At 59.3% G+C, this 22,498-nt stretch carries 19 protein-coding genes and 1 tRNA gene; 7 read left to right on the forward strand and 13 right to left on the reverse strand.

All coding sequences use genetic code 11. From position 1 onward, the window contains the following. Positions 1-47: 47 nt before the first annotated feature. Positions 48-2,834 carry an ATP-binding protein gene (locus ACP7BN_RS23520; protein ID WP_426206307.1) on the forward strand — a complete coding sequence of 929 codons (2,787 nt, stop codon included), beginning with the start codon at positions 48-50 and terminating at the stop codon, positions 2,832-2,834. Here the strand turns inward: ACP7BN_RS23520 and ACP7BN_RS23525 are convergent. Together ACP7BN_RS23525 and ACP7BN_RS23530 are read right to left on the reverse strand one after the other, a co-directional pair. After that, positions 2,811-4,262, reverse strand: a complete 1,452-nt coding sequence (locus tag ACP7BN_RS23525) for an ATP-binding protein (protein WP_426206308.1) — start codon at positions 4,260-4,262, stop codon at positions 2,811-2,813. The two genes, ACP7BN_RS23520 and ACP7BN_RS23525, sit on opposite strands and share 24 nt — an antisense overlap. A gap of 90 nt (positions 4,263-4,352) precedes the next feature. After that, positions 4,353-5,303, reverse strand: a complete 951-nt coding sequence (locus ACP7BN_RS23530; protein ID WP_426206309.1) for a GlxA family transcriptional regulator — start codon at positions 5,301-5,303, stop codon at positions 4,353-4,355. Positions 5,304-5,515: 212 nt separating this feature from the next. Here ACP7BN_RS23530 and ACP7BN_RS23535 point away from each other — a divergent pair, with 212 nt between their 5' ends. Continuing rightward, on the forward strand, positions 5,516-6,238 hold the full coding sequence (locus tag ACP7BN_RS23535; protein WP_420649569.1) for a pirin family protein: 723 nt from the start codon (positions 5,516-5,518) through the stop codon (positions 6,236-6,238). A gap of 49 nt (positions 6,239-6,287) precedes the next feature. On the opposite strand, the gene ACP7BN_RS23540 is transcribed toward ACP7BN_RS23535, so the two are convergent. Both ACP7BN_RS23540 and ACP7BN_RS23545 read right to left on the reverse strand, forming a co-directional pair. Beyond that, a complete protein-coding gene (locus ACP7BN_RS23540; protein ID WP_426206310.1) occupies positions 6,288-6,842 on the reverse strand; it encodes a hypothetical protein in 555 nt (184 codons plus the stop codon). Positions 6,843-7,061: 219 nt separating this feature from the next. After that, positions 7,062-7,937: a LysR family transcriptional regulator gene (locus tag ACP7BN_RS23545; protein ID WP_426206311.1), complete on the reverse strand. Its 876-nt coding sequence runs from the start codon at positions 7,935-7,937 to the stop codon at positions 7,062-7,064. A 113-nt stretch (positions 7,938-8,050) separates the two neighbouring features. Here ACP7BN_RS23545 and ACP7BN_RS23550 point away from each other — a divergent pair, with 113 nt between their 5' ends. From ACP7BN_RS23550 to ACP7BN_RS23560, 3 genes are all read left to right on the forward strand, one after another. After that, the gene (locus ACP7BN_RS23550; RefSeq protein WP_426206312.1) at positions 8,051-9,271 is read left to right on the forward strand and encodes a YbfB/YjiJ family MFS transporter; all 1,221 of its coding nucleotides are present in this window, start codon (positions 8,051-8,053) and stop codon (positions 9,269-9,271) included. Between the two features lie 66 nt (positions 9,272-9,337). After that, positions 9,338-10,336: an NAD(P)H-quinone oxidoreductase gene (locus ACP7BN_RS23555; RefSeq protein WP_426206313.1), complete on the forward strand. Its 999-nt coding sequence runs from the start codon at positions 9,338-9,340 to the stop codon at positions 10,334-10,336. A gap of 112 nt (positions 10,337-10,448) precedes the next feature. Further along, complete coding sequence (locus tag ACP7BN_RS23560) at positions 10,449-11,393, forward strand: alpha/beta hydrolase (protein WP_426206314.1); 945 nt, start codon at positions 10,449-10,451, stop codon at positions 11,391-11,393. Here the strand turns inward: ACP7BN_RS23560 and ACP7BN_RS23565 are convergent. Further along, the gene (locus ACP7BN_RS23565; RefSeq protein ID WP_426206315.1) at positions 11,390-13,201 is read right to left on the reverse strand and encodes an ABC transporter ATP-binding protein; all 1,812 of its coding nucleotides are present in this window, start codon (positions 13,199-13,201) and stop codon (positions 11,390-11,392) included. The two genes, ACP7BN_RS23560 and ACP7BN_RS23565, sit on opposite strands and share 4 nt — an antisense overlap. A 252-nt stretch (positions 13,202-13,453) precedes the next feature. Here ACP7BN_RS23565 and ACP7BN_RS23570 point away from each other — a divergent pair, with 252 nt between their 5' ends. Further along, positions 13,454-13,873, forward strand: a complete 420-nt coding sequence (locus ACP7BN_RS23570) for a VOC family protein (RefSeq protein ID WP_426206316.1) — start codon at positions 13,454-13,456, stop codon at positions 13,871-13,873. A gap of 49 nt (positions 13,874-13,922) precedes the next feature. Here the strand turns inward: ACP7BN_RS23570 and ACP7BN_RS23575 are convergent, their stop codons facing one another. From ACP7BN_RS23575 to ACP7BN_RS23595, 5 genes are all read right to left on the reverse strand, one after another. After that, on the reverse strand, positions 13,923-14,252 hold the full coding sequence (locus tag ACP7BN_RS23575) for a hypothetical protein (RefSeq protein ID WP_420649578.1): 330 nt from the start codon (positions 14,250-14,252) through the stop codon (positions 13,923-13,925). 140 nt (positions 14,253-14,392) lie between these two features. Then, entirely contained in the window at positions 14,393-15,427 is a 1,035-nt protein-coding gene (rtcA, locus tag ACP7BN_RS23580; protein ID WP_426206317.1) for an RNA 3'-terminal phosphate cyclase, read from the reverse strand. 8 nt (positions 15,428-15,435) lie between these two features. Further along, complete coding sequence (locus tag ACP7BN_RS23585; protein ID WP_426206318.1) at positions 15,436-16,224, reverse strand: nucleotidyltransferase domain-containing protein; 789 nt, start codon at positions 16,222-16,224, stop codon at positions 15,436-15,438. A 41-nt stretch (positions 16,225-16,265) separates the two neighbouring features. Further along, a complete protein-coding gene (locus ACP7BN_RS23590; RefSeq protein WP_426206319.1) occupies positions 16,266-17,492 on the reverse strand; it encodes an RtcB family protein in 1,227 nt (408 codons plus the stop codon). A 244-nt stretch (positions 17,493-17,736) separates the two neighbouring features. Beyond that, positions 17,737-19,287, reverse strand: a complete 1,551-nt coding sequence (locus ACP7BN_RS23595; protein WP_426206320.1) for an RNA-binding protein — start codon at positions 19,285-19,287, stop codon at positions 17,737-17,739. Positions 19,288-19,491: 204 nt separating this feature from the next. On the opposite strand from ACP7BN_RS23595, the gene rtcR reads away from it, so the two are divergent. Then, entirely contained in the window at positions 19,492-21,093 is a 1,602-nt protein-coding gene (rtcR, locus tag ACP7BN_RS23600; protein ID WP_426206321.1) for an RNA repair transcriptional activator RtcR, read from the forward strand. Positions 21,094-21,692: 599 nt separating this feature from the next. On the opposite strand, the gene ACP7BN_RS23605 is transcribed toward rtcR, so the two are convergent. The 3 genes from ACP7BN_RS23605 to ihfA all read right to left on the reverse strand — a co-directional run bounded on the left by ACP7BN_RS23605 (position 21,693) and on the right by ihfA (position 22,498). Next, positions 21,693-21,769, reverse strand: a tRNA-Pro gene (locus ACP7BN_RS23605). Between the two features lie 89 nt (positions 21,770-21,858). Continuing rightward, positions 21,859-22,215, reverse strand: coding sequence for a MerR family transcriptional regulator (locus ACP7BN_RS23610; protein WP_003179985.1), 357 nt, complete (start codon positions 22,213-22,215; stop codon positions 21,859-21,861). Then, positions 22,196-22,498, reverse strand: coding sequence for an integration host factor subunit alpha (ihfA, locus tag ACP7BN_RS23615; RefSeq protein WP_002553164.1), 303 nt, complete (start codon positions 22,496-22,498; stop codon positions 22,196-22,198). Before ihfA ends, ACP7BN_RS23610 begins: the two co-directional genes overlap by 20 nt.

Consider the following 22,498-nt stretch of genomic DNA (forward strand, 5'->3'; position numbering starts at 1 on the left):
TCGCAACGTCAGGTCAGGATCATGAAAAGCAGCACAGGAGTGAGCGGTTGAGTCTTTCCCCGAATCAGGCCATCGGTTTTGGCCCCTATCGGATCCATCCCGGACAACGGCTGGTGCTTGAAGGCGAGCAGCCGCTGCGTCTGGGTCGGCGCGCCATGGATATTCTGTTGATCCTGCTGGCACACGCTGGCGAGGTGGTGAGCAAGCAGCAATTGATGGTCGGGGTCTGGCCCGACAGCGTGGTTGAAGACATCAACCTGCGCGTGCACATGGCGGCGTTGCGCAAGGCGCTCGGCGACGGTCAGGCCGGGCAGCGTTTCATCGTTACCGTGGCGCAACGCGGCTACAGTTTTGTCGCGCCGATTGCGCTCCAAGCCATAGAACCACGCGCCAGCGTCGATGCGGTTGGCCGGCATAATCTGCCGCTGCGCCGCGCGCGGATGATCGGCCGCCAGCCGCTGGTCGACAGCCTGATCACGCAACTGCCGCGCCAGCGCTGCATCACCCTGGTCGGCCCCGGCGGGATTGGCAAAACCTCGGTCGCGTTACGCGTTGCCGAGCAATTGATCGGCCGCTATCGCGACGGCATACGTCTGCTTGATCTGGCACCGCTGAACGACCCCGGCCTGATTTGCTCGCACCTGGCGGGACTGCTGGATTTGTCACTGCACGACGGTGAACCACTGCCGTGTCTGATCAACAGCCTGCGCGAGCGGCAGATGCTGCTGGTGATCGACAACTGCGAACACCTGATCGACGCCGTCGCACTGCTCAGTGAGAGCATTTTGCGCGGCGCCCCGCACGTGCATATTCTGGCCACCAGCCGCGAAAGTCTGCGCGCCGAAGGCGAGTTTGTGCAGCGCCTGGAATCGCTCGATTGTCCGCCGCCGATTGCTGTGCTCGAGCGCGAACAGGCCATGCGCTTTTCCGCACTGCAATTGTTCGTCGAGCGGGCGATGGCCGCCAACGAACACTTTGAATTCAACGATGCCGAACTGCCGCTGGTTGTCGAAATCTGTCGCCGACTGGATGGCATTCCCCTGGCGCTGGAGCTGGCCGCCGCGCAAGTCGCCAGCCTCGGACTGGACGGTGTGCTGACGCAGTTGCAGGGCCGATTGCCGACTGGCACACAAAGCCTTTTCGGGCGCCATGAAACCCTGCGCGCCACGCTCGACTGGAGCTTCAATCTGCTCACCGAGTGCGAGCAGACCTGTCTGCGCCGACTGAGCGTGTTTCGCGGCGGTTTCACGCTGGAGTCCGCCGCAGCGGTGATCGTCGGCCAGCACATTGCGCCGGGTGAAGTGTTCGCTTCGATCACGCAACTGGTCGCCAAATCGTTACTCAACGTCGAAGTCGGTGATGAAGAGGTGTTTTATCGCCTGCTCGACACCACCCGCCGCTATGCGCTGGAAAAACTCGATCACGCAGTCGAGCTCAGTGACACCCGCGAACGCCACGCCGAGCGCTGCCTGACATTGATGCATCAGGCGCAAAGCGATTGGCAGACCACACCGACCGGATTGTGGATCGAGCGCTATGCGCGGGGCCTGGAAGACTTGCGCGCGGCGCTCGACTGGACGTTGAACGCGGACGGCTCGCGGGAAACCGGCGTGCGCCTGACCGCGACTTCCGCGCCATTGTGGCAAGAGTTGTCGTTGCTCAAGGAATACGGCGGACATGTACGTCATGCGCTGCGGCTGCTCGATGCATCTGCGCAACCCTGCCCACAGCTGACAATCGCTCTGAAACTGGCGCTCGGCAGCGCTTGTTATCACACCTGGGGTGGCACGCCGGAGACGATCAAAGCGTTTGTCGACGCCAACGATCTTGCCCGACAACACGCCAACATGGCCGCGCAATTGCGCGCAGTGTCTGGGCATATGGCGGTCAATCTCAGCTGCGGCCATTACCAGATGGCGCTGGAGCAAAGTGAACAGTTTGATCGCCTCGGTTTGCACGGCGATCCGCAATTGTCATTGAGCACCCATCGCCTGCGCGTGCTGGCGTTGCACTATGCGGGCGATCAGCAGCAGGCTCGGGTGCATGCCGAACAAGTCATTCAACGCATGGCTCAGAGCGGCAACCTCAATCGCTTCACCCACGGCTTTGGCGTGCAATACGATCAGAGCGTCGCTTCACTGACCGTCCTCGCCCGTGTGCTGTGGCTGCAAGGCTTTCCCGAGCAGGCATGGCGTACTGCGCGCCAGGCGCTGGACATCGCGGTGCAGATCAACCACGGCACCTCGATCTGCTACACGCTGGCGTTGGCGAGTTGCCTGATCGCGCATTACAACGGCGACCAACAGAGCGCCCGCGCACTCTTGCGACTGCTGCTGGAACAGGCGCAGAAGCATTCGGTGCTGCTGTTCTACAGATGGGCGCGGCATTATGCGCAGGTGATCGATGCCGATTCGGCGACTGACTTGTTGCCGGATGGCAGCGGCTTGGTTCGGGAAATCATGGTCACGCTGGACGGCTCTTTTGTTGACGATGCCCTGGTGGAGCGGGCACAAGGCGGTGCAGCGGGCTGGAGCACAGCGGAGATTCTGCGCGCCAAAGCAGATAGATCGCTGGCGCAAGAGGCGCCTTGCCTGCAATCGGCCGAAACCGTTCTGCAGCAGGCGCTGTGCATCGCCCAAGCTCAAGGCGCACTCGCCTGGGAACTGCGCAGTGCCACTTCACTGGCGCAGCTGTGGCAGCGTCAGTCGCGCTATCGCGAAGCACTGGAATTATTGCAGCCGATTTACCAACGTTTCACCGAAGGCTATGCCACGCCTGACTTGTGCAAGGTGCGTGCGTTGCTCGACGAGTTAGACGGCCAACTGCACATCTGAAGCCCTGCGGGTATGGGCGATGTATCGGGCGTGCCGGCGTTCAAATTCTTTCGATTCGCCGGTCTGTTCCAGCTGCTCGCGGGCAAAACGGCGGATGGTATTGAGCATCCGATAACGCTCACCGCCGCGCTCCACGCCAAGCAGCGACCTGGCCGTCAGCCGTTCGATCACCGCTGCCAGTACCGACGCTGGCAGCAGCTCACAACCGATCACATCAATAACTGCCTTCAGACTGAACGCCATTTGAAACACTGAAAGCCGCCGCAGCACTTGTTGCTCCTGATGGCTCAGATGCCGATAACTCCATTCCAGTGCGGCGGTCATGGACTGATGACGAGGCACCGCCGTCCTTCGACCGTGGCTCAGCAGCTGCAGACCGTTATCCAGCTGCGCGTGCACACCGATGATCGCCAATGCATCAATCTGCGCCGCCGCCAATTCAATCGCCAATGGCAGTCCATCCAGTCGCCGACAGATGTCGCACACTGCTCGCAAATCCTGCTCGCGCAGTTTGAAACCCTGCTGACGCGCCCGTGCACGGCTGACGAACAACTGCACCGCCGAATAGCCCATTGCCTCAGCGACACTGTTCAGTGCGCTGGCTTTGGGAATCGTCAGAGGCGGCAGCTGTTGTACGGTTTCAAGGCCTACCCGCAACGGTTCACGACTGGTGGCGAGGATCGACAGCCGTGGAGCTGCATCCAGCAGTTTTTCCAGCAAGTGCCGGCAGGGTTCGCGCAAGTGATCGCAGTTATCCAGCACCAGCAAGGCGTGGCGCGTGGTCAACGTAGCCAGGTTTGTATCGAGGGTTTGCAACAGATGATCGAGTATCGGTGTGGACTCGTCGATCAACGAAAAATCCACCTGCCACACGCCGTCACCAAAATGCTGCAGAAGTAGTTCTGCCGCCCGCAGAGCCACGGTGCTTTTGCCGACACCGCCAGGCCCGGTCACGGTCATCAGCCGCGACAGTGGCAATTGCCGCACCAGACTGCCAACCAGCGAATCTCGGCCAGTGACCGGCGTCAGGCGCGCCGGCAAATTATGTTGAGGCGTTTGCAGTGTTTCAAAAACCACTTGCGCGGTGCTATCGCCTCGCACTGGGGCAACAAAGCTGTAACCGCGTTGCGGCACATTGACGATATAGCGCTGGCCGTTCTCGCCGTCGCCTAGCGCCCGACGCAGGGCGGCGATGTGCACCCTGAGATTGATCTCTTCAACCACCGAAGCCGGCCACACCAGCGCGATCAATTGTTCCTTGCTGACCACCCGACCGGCGCGCTCGACCAACACTTGCAGAATGTCCAGTGCACGCCCGCCCATACGCAGTTGGCGATCCCCATCGAGGATCAGCCGTTGGCGCAAATGAAACGCGTACGGGCCGAAATGCAGGACCGACGCTGAGTTCAAATCGAGGACGCTGTTCATATCAACTATCTTGGCAGGCCTCGATGACGCTACAACCACCACGCAGGGCGCAGCACGGACATACAAGTGCGCAGAACGGACAGAAGCGCTCTAGCTGAACTGTTCGCGGTACTGCGCAGGGGTCAGGCCGAGCTTTTCACCGAACAAAATGCGCATGTGCCGAACGCTGCCGAAACCACTTTTGTAGGCCACGGTTTTCAGCGGCAGATCGCTGGTTTCGAGCAGATTGCGTGCGCAATCAATGCGCGCACTTTGCAGAAAATCCATCGGCGTCATGTTCACTTCACGGGTGAACATCCGCGCGAAGTGCCGCGCGCTCATGTTCGCCAGCCCGGCCATGCGCTCGACGCTGAAGGCTTCGTCGAGATGCTCCAGCACATGATTCTGTACGCGGGTGATCGGCGTTTCGTGTGGTGCTACTGCGGCCATCAACGGACTGAACTGCGCCTGCCCGCCTTGGCGCTTCATCACTACCAGCAGCACTTTGGCCACATCCTGCGCGAGCTTTTTGCCGTGATCGCCGGCGACCACGGCCAAGGCCATGTCGATACCGGCCGTTACTCCGCCGGAAGTGATCAGGTTGCGATCCTCGACGTAGATCTGATCGGTTGCGACTTTGGCGTTGGGAAAAGCTTTGGTCAGGCGTTCGGTGTAGTTCCAGTGGGTGGTCACTCGATAGCCATCCAGCAACCCGGCATGCCCGAGCACGAAGGCGCCGGTGCAGATTGAGCCGTAGCGCTCGGCGCGTTTGACCGCACCTTTGAGCCAGGCGAGCAGCGGTGGATGTTTTTCGTTGTAGGCACCCGGGCCGCCGGGTACCAGCAGCAAGTCATAAGCTGCGCTGGCATCCTCGATATGGCGGTCGGTATGGACCATTACGCCGTTGGACGCGCGCAGCGCACCGCGCTCAGTGCCGAGCGTTGTCAACTGATAGTGACATTCGGGTTTGAGGTAGCGATTGGCGACTGAAAAGACCTCCATTGGCCCTGCCATATCCAGCAGTAAGAAATCGGGGAACAACACCATTGCCACGGTTTTCATGGGAAACCATCACTGAAATCGACGAACTGATATAAGCGCAGCATTATGGCGAGGAACATCAAGGCTGGCCCATGAATTTGCGTGAACTGGCCCACGAAACTGTCAACCTGAACAGGACAGTATTTCAATTTTCATCTACTTATTGCATCTGACGGTAACCAGTAAGCTTCTCCTCACTCGGACGAATCAACGTCCTGAAAGGAGATTTCATCATGCTGACCCTTCGCAAAGCTTCTGACCGTGGTCTGGCCAATCATGGCTGGTTGAAGTCTTTCCACACCTTTTCTTTCGCCAGCTACCGCGACCCGCGGGAGCAGGGTTTCTCCGATCTGCTGGTTATCAACGACGACCGCGTCGCCGCCGGCAAAGGTTTCGGCCAGCACCCGCATCGCGACATGGAGATTTTCTCCTACGTGCTCGAAGGTGCATTGGAACACAAGGATACCTTGGGCACTGGCTCGGTGATCCGCCCGGGCGACGTGCAACTGATGAGCGCCGGCAGCGGCGTGGCGCACAGCGAATTCAACCACTCGGCGAGCAAACCGGTGCACTTCCTGCAAATCTGGATCGTGCCGGATGTCAGCGGCGCCAAGCCGCGCTATCAACAAGAGCACTTCAGCGCGCAGAAAAAACGTGGTCGTCTGCAACTGATCATCTCGCCGGAGGGCAACAACGGTTCGCTGAAAGTGCGCCAGGATGCACGAGTGTACGCCGGGCTGTTCGATGGCCAGGAAAGCGCCACGCTGAAATTGCCAGCCAATCGTTATGCGTACGTGCATGTAGCCCGTGGCAGTGTTGAGCTAAACGGCGTGCAATTGCAGGAAGGTGACGGCGTACGGGTTCGCGAAGAACAGATGCTGACCTTGAGCAATGGCGTGGACGCCGAAGTACTGGTGTTCGACCTGCGCCCGCAAGAGCTGCCCGAAATGCCATGAGGCGTGCTTGCATCGCCCACAAAAAACGGCCTTCATTGAGGGCCGTTTTTCATTCTTCGAGAATTGCGTTCGGGGCTGCCAGCGTTGGAGCGCCGCCCTCTTTAACCGATTGAATCATTGCGAGTGTCGTCTGCATGGTAACCAGTACGTTGGCCTGGTTCGCGTAGAAACAGCCGACGAGCATAGCGACCATCGCGAGAAAATGTACGGTCGTAGCAGCCCAATAGTGCGGTTTAAGGTTTCTGGTTGCCTCCTCGATTTTATGCAGATTACTGTCCGAACGATCTCCCAGCAGCGCATAACGTTTGTCACGCTCCAGGTGAACCTGCTCCTGTGCCAAGCGGATTTTTTCCTGAGACTGCAATCGTTCCAATCGGATCTGCTCCTGAGAGTTGTCTCGCTCCTGCCGGGCGGTCTCCTGCCGTGCTTCAGTTTCCAGCCGAAGCTTGTCCCGCTCAGCCTGCTCGACCAGAAACCCGTCGATTTTTACCGACATGGACTCGATCCGGGCATCTATCCGGGTCTCGATAAGCTCGATCCTGGCGCTGAATTCGTCTCGCGTTACGTAGTTCATAGACTCGCTACCATCGGTTTTGCCGGCCATGTCACATTCTTGAAATTGGCTGAATTCCCTTGCAATCAATTTCCCACCCCTGCGCTTGTCAATGCTTCCCTGATTGATCACCTTGCAGCGCTCTAACCGCTCATCCAAGGTGTGAGCAACGATAGAACCCGGCGGAAAAACTCACAAGCCAGCGGATTCTGGTACGGATGTAGGCAATATCGCCGGTCGCTGTAGCCGTCCTACACGGATTTGATTTATCTATTCATTCTCCGACGCAAACGCTTCGACAATCCGCTCGATCACCGCCCTCACCCGCGCCGTATGGCGCAAATCCGCATGGGTCACCAGCCACACTTCGTAAGGCAGCGGCCGCGTGCGTTGCGGCCAGAGCCTCACGAGACCGTCGCGTTCGCCCATGTAGACAGGGATTTCTCCTACACCGAGACCAGCAGCAATCGAGCGGCGCACCAACAGACTTGAACTCAGGCTGGCGACGATCCGCCCACGGGTGATCGGTTCAGATACCAGCGTCATGTCCTTATGCGACTGAAAATAGGGCTGATAAACCACCAGATCGTGTCCCTCGAACGCGCTGCCTGGCGAGGGTTCACCATGGGCGTCGACGTAGGCCTGCGAGGCGAACAACCCCACCGGCCAGCGTGCGATACGTCGGGCGATCAGGTCAGGGTTGTCGGGACGCGTATTGCGCACTGCGATGTCCACTTCGCGTTTGGCCAGGTTGAGCATTTGCGTCGAGGCATCGAGTTGGACACGTACGTCAGGATGCAGCCGGTGCAAACGAGCGATGGCCGGAATCAGGAAATCAATGGCCATGGAATCGGTGGTACTCACCCGCACGTTCCCGGTCAGGCGATCATCCAGGCCCTGAATCTGCCGTTCCAGTTCCAGCGCTGAATGCTCCATTTTTTCCACTGCTTTGAGCGCCGCTTCACCGACTGCGGTGAGCGCGTAACCATCGGAAGTTCGCAGGAACAACGTCGCAGCGAGGGACTTTTCCAGTGCCGTCACCCGCCGTCCGACCGTCGCCTGATCCACGCCCAACACGCGCGCGGCACCGCGCAATGTCGACTCACGACAGACGGCGAGAAACACCCGCGCATCATCCCAATTCATTCAGCCCCCAGATGATGCAGATTTGCATCAGATCGACGCGCAATCGCTGCGCGAATGCAGCAACCATAACCGATAAGCTGCACGCCATGAACCTTTCACATTGGAGCGCAATCATGCGCACATCATCTTCCTCGCTCGACACCGTGCCCTCCGGCATCTGGCTGCCAATTTTCGCCGGTCTCTGTGCCAGCCTCGTCAGTATTGGTCTGGCGCGGTTCGCCTACACACCGCTGATTCCCGCGCTGATTCAGGCGCAGTGGTTTTCCGCCCACGATGTGGTCTATCTCGGCGCGGCGAATCTGGTCGGTTATCTGATCGGTGCGCTGCTCGGCCGGCCGATGGCCCGTCGCCTGAGCAACAAGAATGCTCTGCGACTGATGATGATCGCAGTGACGCTGGCATTTTTTGCCTGCGCCTTCCCGGTGTCGGTGAGCTGGTACTTCGGCTGGCGTCTGCTGTCGGGAATCGCGGGCGGCGCGAGTATGGTGTTGGTCGCCGCAACGGTATTGCCGCATGTGCCGGCCGCGCGCAAAGGCTTGGCAAGTGGTGCGATTTTTCTTGGCATCGGCCTGGGGATCGCCGGTTCCGGGACGCTGGTGCCGCCACTGCTGAGTCTGGGCCTGCAAGCGACCTGGCTGGGGTTGGGCGCGCTGTCGTTGTTGCTGACGGCGCTGAGCTGGTTTGGCTGGCCGGCGGATCTGCCGCATGTTGCGGCCAGCGAGGCAGATGCCAAATCCGGCAAGTCGACGCCGCCGGCTGTTTACCTGTTGTTTGCGCAATACGCTTTCATGGCCGCAGGTCTGGTGCCGGCCATGGTGTTCCTCGTCGATTACGTGGCGCGCGGCCTCGGTGCCGGGGCGCATGTCGGGGCGCTGATCTGGGTCATGTATGGTTTGGGCGCGATTGTCGGCCCGGTGAGTTACGGCTTTCTGGCTGACCACCTCGGTGCGCGAACCGGCATTCGACTGGTGCTGGTGGTACAGGCGATTGCCCTCGGTTTGCTGGCGATATCTCACTCGTTCCTCGCCCTGGCGTTGCTGGCGGTGATCCTCGGCTCGTTCCCGCCGGGCATCGTGCCACTGGCCTTGGCGCGAGTGCATGAACTGGTGCCGGAGCATAAGCGCCAGCAGGTCGCCTGGAGTCGCGCCACCGTGTCGTTCGCCACGTTCCAGGCGCTGGCCGGGTTTGCCTACTCGGCGCTGTTCAATGCCAGTGGCGGCCAGCACGCGCTGCTGTTCATGATCGCCGCTGGCGCAATCGTGGTAGCGCTGTTGCTTGAGCAAGCCATGAAATTACTGCCCGCAAGAACCGAACAGCGTTGCTGCGTGAATTGACGGGAATCATTAACGCCCGATCACATTCCCATCTACGGACGATCAATTGCTCCAGAGGAATCGAAAATGACCCTGCCTACAGAAATGACCCTAGTTGAAATCACCGAACCCGGTGGCCCGGAAGTTCTGCAACCGAAACGCGTGCCGCTGCCAGTGGCTGGCGATGGCGAAGTGTTGATTCGCGTACATGCCGCTGGCATCAATCGTCCGGATGCTCTGCAACGCGCCGGCAAATATCCGATGAAACCGGGGATGAATCCGATCCCGGGTCTGGAAGTGGCGGGTGAAGTGGTGGCTCTCGGTACTGGCGTAACCGCGTTCGTAGTCGGTGACCGAGTTTGCGCGCTGACCAATGGCGGTGGGTACGCCGAATACTGCGCCGTCCCGGCGGGCCAGGCGCTACCAATTCCTGAAGGGCTGGACTGGGTGCAGGCCGCAGCGATCCCGGAAACATTCTTCACAGTGTGGGCCAATCTGTTCGGCCTCGGTGGCGCCAGCAAAGGCCAGCATGCGCTGATCCATGGCGGCACCAGCGGCATCGGCACCACCGCTTTGATGCTCTGCCGCGAATTCGGTATCCAGGCTTTCGCCACTGCCGGCAGTGCCGACAAGTGCGCTGCAATCCGTGAATTGGGTGGCGAGGCAATCAACTATCGCGAACAGGACTTCGCCAGCGTCATCGCCGAGAAAACTGATGGCCAAGGCGTGAATGCGATTCTGGACATCATGGGCGGCTCGTACCTCAACAGTAACGTCAGCGCGCTCGCGATGGACGGACGCCTGGTGATGCTCGGTTTCCTCGGCGGCGCCAAGGCCAACGACGTTGATCTGCTGGCGATCATGGCCAAACGGGCGGTAATCACCGGTTCACTTTTAAGGGCACGAAGCGCTGCGGAAAAAGCTGCCATCGCCGATCAGCTACGCGAGCACGTCTGGCCCGCATTGGCTGGCGGACGCTGCTTGCCGATCATCGACAAGGTCTACGCGCTGACCGATGCGGCTCAGGCCCACGCGCACATGGAGGCTGGCGAGCATATCGGCAAGATTGTGTTGAAGGTGGATTGAGCCTTCGCAGCATTTTGTAATTGTTGCAGGCGCACGGTGGTCGAAAATGTCACGCACGGGCGTGGGCATCTGATACAAAGCGTTCTTTGTCCGCACCATGGTGAAACGTTTAATGTTGCTTGCCTTCATGACCCGACTCCGACGCCGCCGCTTGGCGTTCGCTTGCATGGCCGCGTTGATTATCGGCGTGCCGACGAGTTGTGCCGTGCTGGAACACACTGAGCGCAAACTGCTGTTTCGCATCGAACCGGGCAATGCTGGCTGGTATCACGGTTTGCCCGGCAGCGTGCAGGAACTTGATCTGCAACCGAAGAGCTTCAAGGCCGGGCAAAGCATTCGTGCGTGGTGGTGGCCGGCGGAACGACCCAACGCCCCGGCGATTCTGTATTTGCACGGGGTGCGCTGGAATCTCACCGGGCAGTTGTTCCGTATCGAGCAGTTGCGTGCAGCAGGCTATTCGGTATTGGCCATCGACTATCGCGGGTTTGGCCAGAGCCACGGCGATCTGCCGTCGGAAAGCACGGTGTACGAAGATGCTCGTGTGGCATGGGAGCGCTTCAAACTGCTACAACCGGACCCGGCCAAACGCTTGATCTATGGGCACTCGCTGGGTGGTGCCGTGGCGGTCGATCTGGCCGCAGAACTTGGACAAAAAGCCGTTCGCGAGCATACCCCGCTGCCAGTGCGCGGCCTGGTCATCGAATCGACGTTCACCACGCTGGCGGATGTCGCGGCATCGGTGGCCAACACCTCACTGCCGGTGCGCTGGTTGCTGTCGCAGAAATTCGATTCCATCGACAAGATCGCCGACATTCATATGCCGCTATTAGTGGTGCATGGTTTGGCCGACGCATTCGTGCCGCCGCGCTTCAGCGAGCAACTGTTCGCTGCCGCACAACAGCCGAAGCGCCTGTTGCTGGTGCCCGGCGGGACACACAACAACAGCATGGCGCTGGGCGGGCGGAACTATCGCAAGGCCATCGATGCGCTGATGCAGACCAAACCTGCGCCGCGAGTAGCAGGACCTGCGACAGCGCGCAGTGCGCGCGACACCTAGCGGTAACCGCGCGCTTGCAGATCGAACAACTGCGCGTAGTGTCCACCGGCGCTGATCAAGTCTTGGTGATCGCCCTGCTCCAGAATCCGCCCCTGCGCCAGCACGATGATGTGATCGGCATTGCGCACGCTCGAAAAACGATGGGAGATCAGCAGGGTCATGCGGGCTTCGGTGTTCTGGCTGAAATGTTCGAACACTGCGGCTTCTGCCGCAGGATCAAGGGCCGAGGTCGGTTCGTCGAGAATCAGAATATCGGCGTCGCGACGCATGTAGGCCCGCGACAAGGCGATTTTCTGCCATTGCCCGCCGGACAACTCCTGACCACCGGCAAACCAGCGCCCCAGTTGCGTGGCGTAACCGCGATCCAGCCCTTCAATGAATGGCGCGGCCATGCCCTCGGCGGCAGCGTCTTTCCAGCGTTGTTCGTCGTTGAACGCCAGGGTGTCGCCGACGCCAATGTTTTCCCCGACGGTGAACTGATAGCGGATGTAATCCTGAAAGATCACGCCGATGCGGCGACGCAAAGCGGTTTCTTCCCAGTCCTGCAGATCGCTGCCATCGAGCAGAATCACGCCTTGATCGGGACGGTACAGTCGGGTCAGCAACTTGATCAGCGTGGTCTTGCCTGAACCGTTCTCGCCCACCAGCGCCAGACTGCGACCGGGCACCAGATGCAGGTCAATGCCTTCCAGCGCCGCACGACTGGCGCCGGGGTAGCGGAACCCGACATTGTGCAAACGCAGCCCGTCGCCCGGCAGCGCACCCTCAGTCAGATGACCAGTGTCCGCCAGCACCGGTTCGGCGAGGTAATCGTAAAGACTCGACAGATACAGACCATCTTCGTACAGACCGCTGATCGCACTCAGACTGCTGCTGACCGCGCTCTGCCCTTGCTTGAACAGCACCAGGTACATGGTCATCTGCCCGAGACTGATTTCACCGTGTATCGCGTCGATTACCACCCAGGCGTAGGCCAGGTAAAACGCCGCAGTACCCAGCAGGCCGAGGACAAAACCCCAGCCATCGCGGCGCAGTGTCAGGCTGCGGTCTTCTGCATACAGACGAGTGAAGGTGTCGCGGTAACGCTGTAAGAGCAACTGCGCGAAACCGAACAGTTTGACCTCTTTGATATAGGCCTCATGCGAGAGCAAGGTTTCGATGTAGTTCTGCTGGCGGCTCTCCGGCGCGCGTCGGGTGAACAGGCGAAAGGCATCACCGGAGAAATGCGCCTCGGCGAAAAATACCGGCAGCGCGCCAACCACCAGCAACAGCAGCGCCCACGGCGAAAAGTGCACCAGCAGCACGCCGAAGCTGATCAACATAATCAAGTTCTGCACCAGCCCCAGCGACTTCATCACCAACGCCAACGGCCGGGTCGAAGCCTCTCGCCGCACGCGCACCAGTTTGTCGTAGAACTCCGAGTTTTCGAATTGCACCAGCGACAAGGTCTGCGCCTTCTCCAGAATCAGCGTGTTGACCTTCTGCCCCAGTTGCACTCGCAGCAGCGATTGCTGTACCGACAACGCCCGTTGTGTGCCGGACAGCAAAGCCAGCACGCCCGCCTCCAGCAGCACATAACGCAACACCGGCCACAACGGCGCACTGCCCTGCTGCGCGTGCAACTGCATCGCCGCGACCACCGCATCAACAATTCGCTGCCCCAGCCACGCCGCCAATGCCGGTAGTACCCCGGCGACCAACGTCGCCAGCACCAGGCCGAGAAACAACGCGCGCGACGTGCCCCAGACCAATTGCAGGGCGCGGCTGGCCTGACCGAGCAGCGTGGTGAAGCGTGACAGAGCGGGCATAGAGCATCGGACTCGGTAGAAAGCGGATTGGCGCCATGGTACTCCGGCCCGGTAATTGAATTTCACACCTTGCGTTGGCCACATCCTGCCGGCCCCTGATCGGCCGAGCGATAACCTCGGTTTTATCCATGAAAAAACATCTGGATAAACACTGCCAATCCCGCCGTCAAACGCTCTGCTATGTTTTAACAGCCCACAGCGGAGCCCAGCGAACCACCGCCCTCTCCGCGCCTGACTGCCGGGAGCAACAACATGAAAATCAACCCGTACCTGATCTTCAACGGCGACTGCCGCGAAGCTTTCACGTTTTACCAGCAATGCCTGCAAGGCAAACTCGAAGCGATGATGCCGTTTGGCGAGTCACCCGCTGCTGAACACGTGCCCAAAGAACACCATCACCTGATCATCCACGCCTGCCTGATGGTTGGCGATCAGATGCTTATGGCCTCGGACACCACCCCCGACCGCCCGACCCAAGGCATGAGCGGCTGCTCGATTTCGCTCAACGTCGACAGCATCGCCGAGGCCGAGCGGGTGTTTAACGCACTGGCCGAGAACGGTCGCATCGACATGCCGCTGGAAGCTACTTTCTGGGCCGCGCGCTTCGGCATGCTGGCGGATCGCTTTGGCGTGGCATGGATGGTCAACTGCGACAGCGACAAATCAGCGTAATTTGCGCTACCCATGAAAAAGCCCAACCGGTTCAGGTTGGGCTTGGTGTTTATCGCTGCGCAAGTTCATGCCTGACGCATTGTTCGTAATAGGTCTGCCTGACCTCCGCCGGTTTCAGCCGCGAACTGCTGTCGTAAGTTTGCTCGGTGATGCCCATCGCGGTCATGCGCATCCACGGCTGCTGAAACTTACGCACTTGCAGACGCTTGCGAGCGCCATACAAGGACACGCCCGAGAGCTTGGCTTGCTGCGCGCCCGCCGCAATATCCGCGCCCCAGGTACAGGCAAATCGGTGTCTCTTATCGAGTTCTCGAGCGTGGGCGCTCAGCGAAAATACAGCCAGCGAAAGCATTGCAACGGTTATGACAGTCGTCCGCATATAGCCAGCCTAACCTTTTGAAAAAAGGCGATTTTGCCGGGACGCGGAACGTTAGGGGGCCAGCAGTTTGCCGCATTGCGGCGATTTTTTTCAGGCAAAAAAAGGGACAGTGCGATTTCATGAGAAATCACACCGTCCCGTCAGGCAGAACAACTGCTGCGTACTTCGACCCGCAAGCGGTCTGCGCCCTCCTCGCGACATTCGATGCTGACCGGCATGAAACGCTCGATCACCGCGATGTTGCTTTGCAAGTGCTCGGTCATCCTTGGCGTGGTGAACGAACCGCCACCCGCCAGCACCATCGGCAACAGCAACTGATCGGCGAGGTGCTCGGCAACTGCCGTACCACTGCGCAACCAGTCTGCCGCCTGGTTGATAGCGGCATCGGCCACCGTTTCCGCGCGTAGAGAAACCTGACCGAACGCGCTAAACACTTCCGTGATGTGCTCAAACGCATACTCCAGCAACAACACATTGCCCGGGCCACGCCCCGCATCGAGGCAGACGTGGTTGAGATTTTGCGCCGGCATGCTCAAACGCCTGGCCACCCGATCCAGCTCACGCGCTGCAACTGTCGGGGCCAGCCCGGCGGTGAGCGCCGACGCCCGTTGCGACAGCAGCACACCGCGTTCGCACAGATTCAGCGGCTGCAATTGCGACGGCTGCACCGTGGCTTCGATCTCGCCACCGCCCGCCGGGACAAAACCGTGGCGCAGCAACTGCAACTCGACATCGGCGCCCATGCGTCGTAACAACGGCAACCAACTGTTGCTGAGGAAATCAGCTGGCGGCGCCAACGGATTATGCGTACCGCCAGAGATCCGCACCCGACTGGCTTGCGGCGCCTGCAACAAAGCGGGCAACAAGGTCTGCAAAACCAGCGTGCAACTCCCGGCCGTGCCAATCGCAAACTGATACTCGCCGCCGCGAATCGGCCCGGGCTTAAAACTCAGTTGCATCGAACCTAATTCCGCGCCCTCAACCAGGGCGCCACACACCTCGGCCGCAGCCATCACTGCCGTCAGGTGTTGGCGCAACAGTCCCGGTCGACTGCGTTTGGCGCGGATCTGTTTGATGTGAAATGCCCGTCCCGTCACCATCGACAGGCTCAAGGCGCTGCGTAATACCTGTCCGCCGCCGATGGCGCCGTCCAGTTCAATCACTTCCTGTTTCATTTCGATCCTTATGCGTACAGCCCGACCATTTCCCTGAGGTAGCGATCAAGCTGACGCGAGTCTTCCTGTGTTCTGTTCAAGTGCGGTACGGCGCGTTCCAGTTCCGCCGCGATGAACGCGTGCAAGGCCGGACGACTTGGCCCATAGGCGCTCTCGTCGGCATTGCGTTTGAGTGCAAGCAGTTCGGCGACTTCATCGAGCAACGCGCGGTCATCGACGGTGCTCAGCAGATCAGCAAAGGTCATCGGCGGCCGGCCACGGCCCTGATCGATCCAGCGCACCGCCAGCAGCGGCCGAAGTACATAGAAGTACTTCTTGTAGCGCACGCTGTCGCCTTGCAGGTAGCCGCGAAAGTTCTTTTTCGCCATCGACAGATAGTGATTACGCGCGGCCGGCGGGCTGTAGAACGCCTCAGCCAGTGCCCGCAATTGCGCAACCGCAGCTGTCTCGCTGCGATAGACCAGCGGCGAATCGAGCCACTCCAGCAACGTCGGATTGGATTTGCGCAACAGCCCGAGGGTTTTGCGCAGCTCCCAGCCGCTGACGTCGAGTTCATCGTCCAGCGGCCGCTCGATCACATCTCGTGGCGTGTCAACTTGAACGAACCACTGCGGTTTTTCCACGTAAACAAATCGCACATCGTAGTCACTGTCGGTGGAGGCAAAACCCCAGGCCCGACTACCTGATTCACACGCATACAGCACGCTGACATTACGCTCGCGCTCTATGCGCGCCAGCTCTTCCAGCACCCGTGCGCGCATCGTGCTGCACAGCGGGTGGCGTTGTTCAAGATTCATTGCGTTCAATCCTTTCCATCAAGCGTGCCATCCAGCACGCGTTATCCCTTGACGCACACCACCTGACGCAAGGTGTGCAGCACTTCCACCAGCTCGCGCTGGGCGTGCATGACTTTGTCGATGTCCTTGTAGGCCATCGGAATTTCATCGATCACGGCGGCGTCCTTGCGGCATTCAACGTGAGCAGTGGCGCGGATCTGATCTTCGACGGTGAAAGTATTCTTCGCCTTGGTGCGGCTCATCGTGCGTCCAGCACCGTGGCTGCAAGAGTTGAACGACTCTGGGTTGCCCAACCCGCGCACGATGAAACTTTTCGCGCCCATTGAACCTGGAATGATCCCCAGTTCGCCCTTCTTCGCCGACACCGCGCCTTTGCGGGTGATCAGTACGTCTTCGCCGAAATGCCGCTCTTTCTGTACGTAGTTGTGGTGGCAGTTGACCGCCTCCAGCGCTACGTCAAATGGTTTGCGGATGATCTGCCGTGTTGCCTGAATCACTGCTTGCATCATCAGCGCGCGGTTCTGTTTGGCGAAATCCTGCGCCCAGCCCACCGCTTCCACATAGTCATCAAAATGCTGACTGCCCTCTTCGAAGTACGCCAGATCGCGATCCGGCAGATCCGCAAGGTGCTGCCGCATGTCCGCCTGAGCCATTTGGATGAACAAGTTGCCGATGGCATTGCCGACCCCGCGTGATCCGCTGTGCAACATGAACCACACCCGGTCGGCTTCATCCAGGCACACTTCGATGAAGTGGTTACCGCTGCCCAATGTGCCGAGATGCGCACGGTTGTTGGTGTTGGCCAGTTTCGGGTACTTGTCGGTAATCAACTTGAACCGTGGATGCAGCGCCGCCCAGGCCTGATCGGCTTGTTGCGGAATCTCATCCCAGGCACCCTTGTCCCGCCGCGAACGGGGCGAGCTGCGGCCATGCGGTACCGCTTGTTCGATGGCGGTGCGCAGACCGTGCAAATTGTCCGGCAGATCGGCGGCAGTCAGCGAAGTGCGCGCAGCAATCATGCCGCAACCGATGTCGACGCCGACTGCCGCCGGAATGATCGCGCCGACCGTCGGGATGACGCTGCCGATGGTCGAGCCCTTGCCCAAATGCACGTCCGGCATCACCGCGAGGTGCTTGAAGATGAACGGCATCTTCGCCGTGTTCTTCAACTGCTCGCGGGCCTCGTTTTCCACCGGAACGCCTTCGGTCCAGAGTTTGATCGGCTTGCCGTTGGCGACTTCCAGCAGTTGGTAAGTATGTTCTTTCATGATTTCTGTTCTTTATTCATTGGCCGATGATTCGGCGTTGTTTCCCAGCCCGGCATTCGCCGGGCAAATCTGCAAATAGGTGGCACGACAAAGGTTGATGACTGTTGCGCGTAATCGCGCACCGGGGTTAGCCGGCCTCAGATGTACAGCCATCGGCATTCGTGCCGTCACACGCACTGACCAGGGTTTGACGAGACGCGTTGGATGTAGTCCCGTCGGCATTCAGTGCCTGTGATAAATCAATTCATTCGCCGGAGTTCTCAATCGCTTCGACCCAGTGCTGCGCGCCATAACGACCGGTCGTGAACTGCTCGATCACATCGAACACCGCATCGCTGAAGCCGCCGACATTCAAGATGTCGTCGCGATCCGCGGCCGGCGTCGCCCAACCGGGTTGCACATCGATGCATACCAGTCGCGCTTGCGGGTTGATCTTCTTGATCCGCTCCCATTGCCGCATCGTCTCACTGGCCCCTTGGCGACGTGAGTCGATCCAGGATTCATTGTCCGAGACCATGATCAGCGTATCGACCTTGGCCTTGCTGTCCGCCAGCTTCTTCAGCGGCGCCGAGCAGCAGGTTCCGCCACCAAAAATACTCGCCAGTCTTTCCGCGTTGCTGATCACACTGTCACGAGGGTTGAGGGTGATATCCACCACATCCACCTCGAACGGCATGACTCGCGCGGCCGGCTGTTTACGCAACACCGCAGCAGCGATCAGCGCCGCGACGTCGATGCAGCGCACCGCTGTGGTTGCGCCCTGGCGATAACCAGTCACCGGACTGCCCATCGAACCCGAGACATCCGGGCAGACCACTACAGCGCCTTGCAGCTTCGGCACATTGGCCAGCGACAGTTCCAGCGCGTCCTGCAACGCCTCGCGTATTTGCTGCGGGATGTCGTCGCCGATCATCCGGTAGGCCGTAAGCAACTGGTATGGATACACCCGCGCCTTGGCCACCTCTTGCGGATCCGCCAGCCGCGCCGCCACATACTCGGTGCAACCTGGGACTTCAAATGCCGCATGACGTGCCAGCGTATTCAGGTTGATCCGCAGACCCTGCCAGCCCATGTTGCGCGCTTGGGCGGCCCACTGTTCCTTGGTCAGCGTTTCGTTGCCGAGCAGCTGAAAGGGCACCGCCGGCACTTCATCACTTGCACCACTGCGAAACGCCAGCAGGTTGCGGGTCAGTTCAGGCAACGCCTGCACATCCACCGGTTTGCCAATCAACCAGGCGAAGAACGCTGCACGCCAGGCTTCTGCCGGTTTGGGATGAACCATCTTCACCACATCCGCCAGCGATGGCTGGTTGCCGATCGACGCTTGCAACAACTGACGCTCGGTCGCGGTGTTCAGCCAGTTCTGCACCAGACGCTTGGGCTGCGAACCCAAGGATTTGCGGCCAGTGGCACCGCTGCGCAGGATCTGCACGAAATTGCGCAACATCTTGCCGCTGTCCACGACTTGTTCGAAAACCTGCGGCACCAACGATGAACGCTGAGCAGTCAATGCCGCCAAGAGCAACGCCGGCATGTCTTTCATATGGCCTTGTTGGCGGGCATAAATGGCGGCCTTCGCCACGAAGCGGCTGTCCAGTTCGTTCACCAGTTGCAGCACCTGATCCAACTGACTCTCGGCGGATGCGTAAAACGTCTGGTTCAGGCAACCGGTGACTGCCAGTTGGGCCAACTGATGCTTGGGCGTATAGGCATAAGCCGTAGCGCCGGAAGCATTCAGAGTGTCGCAGGCCGGCAGGTTGTTCGATTGCGTGGTGAAGAGGTTCTGGTTGGCCATCGTGGCGTCTCACTGTGTTGTCCTGTTCGTTGAGATAGATATTGCAGACGCTGTGCCAGTTTCCGAAAACGCGCTGAATAAATTTCTATCTATTTGATTTATATATATTTTTATTTGTAGTTATGAGTTTTGATATTTCAACTGAGACAAATCCAACGCCCGATGACTATCATTCAATATCGTTATTTATCTTTTGAGATAGTCATGTCAAGCAAGCGCACAGTCGCCATCGGTTTTATCGGAGCAACACTCGATCGTGTCGGCAAGGGTGCCAATCGCTGGAACCATTGGCGACCCACTGTCGGTTTGTGCCAGCAGCCCGACGTGGCGATCGACCGCCTGGAGTTGATTCACGGCCTCGACGCGCGGGACGTCAGTCTTGCCGAGCGGGTTAGCGAGGATATTCGCCAGGTCTCGCCGCAGACGGAAGTCCGCCTGCATCCGATGGTTCTGCGCAACGCATGGGATTTCGAAGAGGTGTACGGCGCGCTGCACGACTTCACCACCGCTTACACCTTTGATACCGAGCGCGAGGACTATCTGGTCCACATCACCACTGGCACTCACGTTGCGCAGATATGCTGGTTCCTGCTGACCGAAGCGCGCTATCTGCCGGCCCGTCTGATTCAGACCTCACCTGCACGCCGCGACAACGTGGAAGAGCACGCAATTGGCACTCACGCGCTGATCGACCTCGACCTGTCGCGCTACGACCGAATCGCCTCGCGCTTCGCCAGCAAACGCCTCGAAGGGCTGGAATTTCTCAAGTCAGGCATTGCTACGCGCAATGCCGAGTTCAACCGCTCTATCGAACAGATTGAACGCGTGGCCGTGCGCTCGAAAGCGCCGATGCTTCTTATCGGCCCGACGGGTGCCGGCAAATCCTTCCTCGCCCGACGTATCTACGAACTCAAACGCAGCCGCCATCAAATGCAGGGCCGCTTCGTCGAAGTCAACTGCGCCACTCTGCGCGGCGACGGAGCGATGTCCGCGCTGTTCGGCCACGTAAAAGGCGCCTTCACCGGTGCACAAAATGCGCGCGATGGCCTGCTGCGCGCAGCGGATGGTGGCATGCTGTTTCTCGATGAAATCGGTGAACTGGGCGCGGACGAACAAGCCATGCTGCTCAAGGCCATCGAAGAAAAACGCTTCTTCCCGCTTGGCTCGGACAAGGAAGTCGAAAGCGACTTCCTCATTATCGCCGGCACCCATCGCGACCTGCGCAGCCGGGTTGCCGAAGGGCTGTTTCGCGAAGACCTCTACGCGCGTATCAACCTGTGGACCTTCGATCTGCCGGGTCTCGCTGGACGCCGCGAAGACATCGAACCGAACATCGACTTCGAACTTGAACGCCACGCCCGTGAACAGGGCCAACTGGTGCGTTTCAACCTGGAAGCCAGGCGCCTCTATCTCGCATTCGCCAGCTCGCGCGAAGCTGCATGGCTGGGTAACTTTCGCGAACTGTCAGCCTCGATCACGCGCATGGCTACGTTGGCCGATAGCGGACGGATCGATGAAGCGCAGGTGCAGGAGGAGATCGCTCGGTTGCGCTATGCATGGGGGCTGGCGCAGCCGGGAGCTGACCCGGAAAGTTTGCCAGGAGATGCCGGCAGCATGGACCTGTTTGATCGACTGCAATTGAAGGCAGTGCTGGAGGTTTGCAAGCAAGCCGAGAGCGTGTCGGACGCGGGCAGGAAATTATTCGGGGTGTCACGACAGGCGAAGGCACAGCCCAATGATGCGGATCGGTTGCGCAAGTATCTGGGGCGGTTCGGGATTGAGTGGAATCAGGTCAGGGATCAGTGAACTGTTTATTCATGCGCTCGGTTTGCGGCTTTCACAGTTTTTTCACTGCCGCGCGCATAAGGTGCACACAGCTCCTTTGATAACCCCTTTAGCCCGCGCGCCCCACGCGGGCTTTTCTTTGTCTGTACTTTATAGGTGCGCAGTACAATCGTGGACGCGCAGCCGTAGCACAATTCAAACGCCTCAGAATGAACATACATTCATCCAAAAAACAGTTCCAGGCGTCTAGTCTGCGGGTTCCGACATAGTGACTACAGGAGTAACCCACCATGTTCTCGCACGAAAGCATCCCGCTCATCTCGCTGTTCATCATCCTGCTGCTTTGCGTGCTAGGCGCTGTACTCCACCCTATACACGCGTTGCGCGGGTGGGTTCTACGGCGAAGAAACAAATCGAATGCACGAACCCAGAGCAAGTAAAAGCTCAGCCAGGGATGACTGGCTCCGATGAGGCTCGGGAAGTCTGGGCTTTTCCTCGGTTCATCGCGCACCTCTGAAGACATAAGAACAACATCAGCGAAATTACCGGTTAGTTTTGCGCAGACACAAAAAAGCCGATCTATCTGATCGGCTCAAGTGTCTGATTTTACTCAGGAATTATGGTCGGGACGGAGTGATTCGAACACTCGACCCCTAGCACCCCATGCTAGTGCGCTACCGGACTGCGCTACGCCCCGACTAGGCGTGTACCTCGCTCTTCAACTCGAAGAACGCTCAAGAATATAGCGCAAGCTTTTGAAAACTGGAAGGATTCAAAAGCAGGAAATTATTTCTTGAGAACCACAAGCACATCTTCCAATTCGGCAATCATCTGCCGAATCATCTGCTTGTATTGAGTGGTGTCGTCTTTGGCTTCATCGCCGGACAAGCGCAGTCGCGCACCGCCGATGGTGAACCCTTGATCGTAAAGGAGCGCGCGGATCTGCCGGATCATCAGCACGTCCTGGCGCTGATAATACCGGCGATTTCCGCGGCGTTTGACGGGGTTGAGCTGAGGAAACTCCTGCTCCCAGTAGCGCAGCACGTGTGGCTTTACGGCACACAGCTCGCTGACTTCACCAATGGTGAAGTAGCGTTTGCCCGGGATGACGGGTAGTTCGTCGTTATGACTTGGTTCCAGCATAAGCCTCAACTCGGGCTTTCAACTTCTGCCCTGGACGAAAGGTGACCACACGGCGAGCCGTGATCGGGATTTCTTCCCCCGTTTTCGGGTTGCGGCCAGGCCGCTGGCGTTTGTCCCGAAGGTCGAAATTGCCGAAACCGGACAATTTGACCTGCTCGTTGTCTTCAAGAGCGTGCCTGATTTCTTCGAAAAACAGTTCAACCAATTCCTTGGCTTCCCGTTTGTTCAGGCCCAGCTCTTCATACAGACGTTCCGCCATCTCAGCTTTCGTCAAAGCCCCCAT

Origin of the sequence: Pseudomonas sp. TWP3-1 (assembly GCF_049896625.1) — a bacterium.
Lineage (GTDB): Bacteria > Pseudomonadota > Gammaproteobacteria > Pseudomonadales > Pseudomonadaceae > Aquipseudomonas.

Bases quoted from the DNA above. Each gene is read 5' to 3' on its own strand.
- ACP7BN_RS23535 (WP_420649569.1), top strand. From the start codon at position 5,516: ATGCTGACCCTTCGCAAAGCTTCTGACCGTGGTCTGGCCAATCATGGC.
- ACP7BN_RS23610 (WP_003179985.1), bottom strand. From the start codon at position 22,215: ATGCTGGAACCAAGTCATAACGACGAACTACCCGTCATCCCGGGCAAA.
- ACP7BN_RS23545 (WP_426206311.1), bottom strand. From the start codon at position 7,937: ATGAATTGGGATGATGCGCGGGTGTTTCTCGCCGTCTGTCGTGAGTCG.
- ACP7BN_RS23560 (WP_426206314.1), top strand. From the start codon at position 10,449: ATGTTGCTTGCCTTCATGACCCGACTCCGACGCCGCCGCTTGGCGTTC.
- ACP7BN_RS23540 (WP_426206310.1), bottom strand. From the start codon at position 6,842: ATGGCCGGCAAAACCGATGGTAGCGAGTCTATGAACTACGTAACGCGA.
- ACP7BN_RS23595 (WP_426206320.1), bottom strand. From the start codon at position 19,287: ATGGCCAACCAGAACCTCTTCACCACGCAATCGAACAACCTGCCGGCC.
- rtcR (WP_426206321.1), top strand. From the start codon at position 19,492: ATGTCAAGCAAGCGCACAGTCGCCATCGGTTTTATCGGAGCAACACTC.
- ACP7BN_RS23575 (WP_420649578.1), bottom strand. From the start codon at position 14,252: ATGCGGACGACTGTCATAACCGTTGCAATGCTTTCGCTGGCTGTATTT.
- ACP7BN_RS23525 (WP_426206308.1), bottom strand. From the start codon at position 4,262: ATGAACAGCGTCCTCGATTTGAACTCAGCGTCGGTCCTGCATTTCGGC.
- ACP7BN_RS23530 (WP_426206309.1), bottom strand. From the start codon at position 5,303: ATGAAAACCGTGGCAATGGTGTTGTTCCCCGATTTCTTACTGCTGGAT.
- ihfA (WP_002553164.1), bottom strand. From the start codon at position 22,498: ATGGGGGCTTTGACGAAAGCTGAGATGGCGGAACGTCTGTATGAAGAG.
- ACP7BN_RS23590 (WP_426206319.1), bottom strand. From the start codon at position 17,492: ATGAAAGAACATACTTACCAACTGCTGGAAGTCGCCAACGGCAAGCCG.
- ACP7BN_RS23565 (WP_426206315.1), bottom strand. From the start codon at position 13,201: ATGCCCGCTCTGTCACGCTTCACCACGCTGCTCGGTCAGGCCAGCCGC.
- rtcA (WP_426206317.1), bottom strand. From the start codon at position 15,427: ATGAAACAGGAAGTGATTGAACTGGACGGCGCCATCGGCGGCGGACAG.
- ACP7BN_RS23585 (WP_426206318.1), bottom strand. From the start codon at position 16,224: ATGAATCTTGAACAACGCCACCCGCTGTGCAGCACGATGCGCGCACGG.
- ACP7BN_RS23555 (WP_426206313.1), top strand. From the start codon at position 9,338: ATGACCCTGCCTACAGAAATGACCCTAGTTGAAATCACCGAACCCGGT.
- ACP7BN_RS23570 (WP_426206316.1), top strand. From the start codon at position 13,454: ATGAAAATCAACCCGTACCTGATCTTCAACGGCGACTGCCGCGAAGCT.
- ACP7BN_RS23550 (WP_426206312.1), top strand. From the start codon at position 8,051: ATGCGCACATCATCTTCCTCGCTCGACACCGTGCCCTCCGGCATCTGG.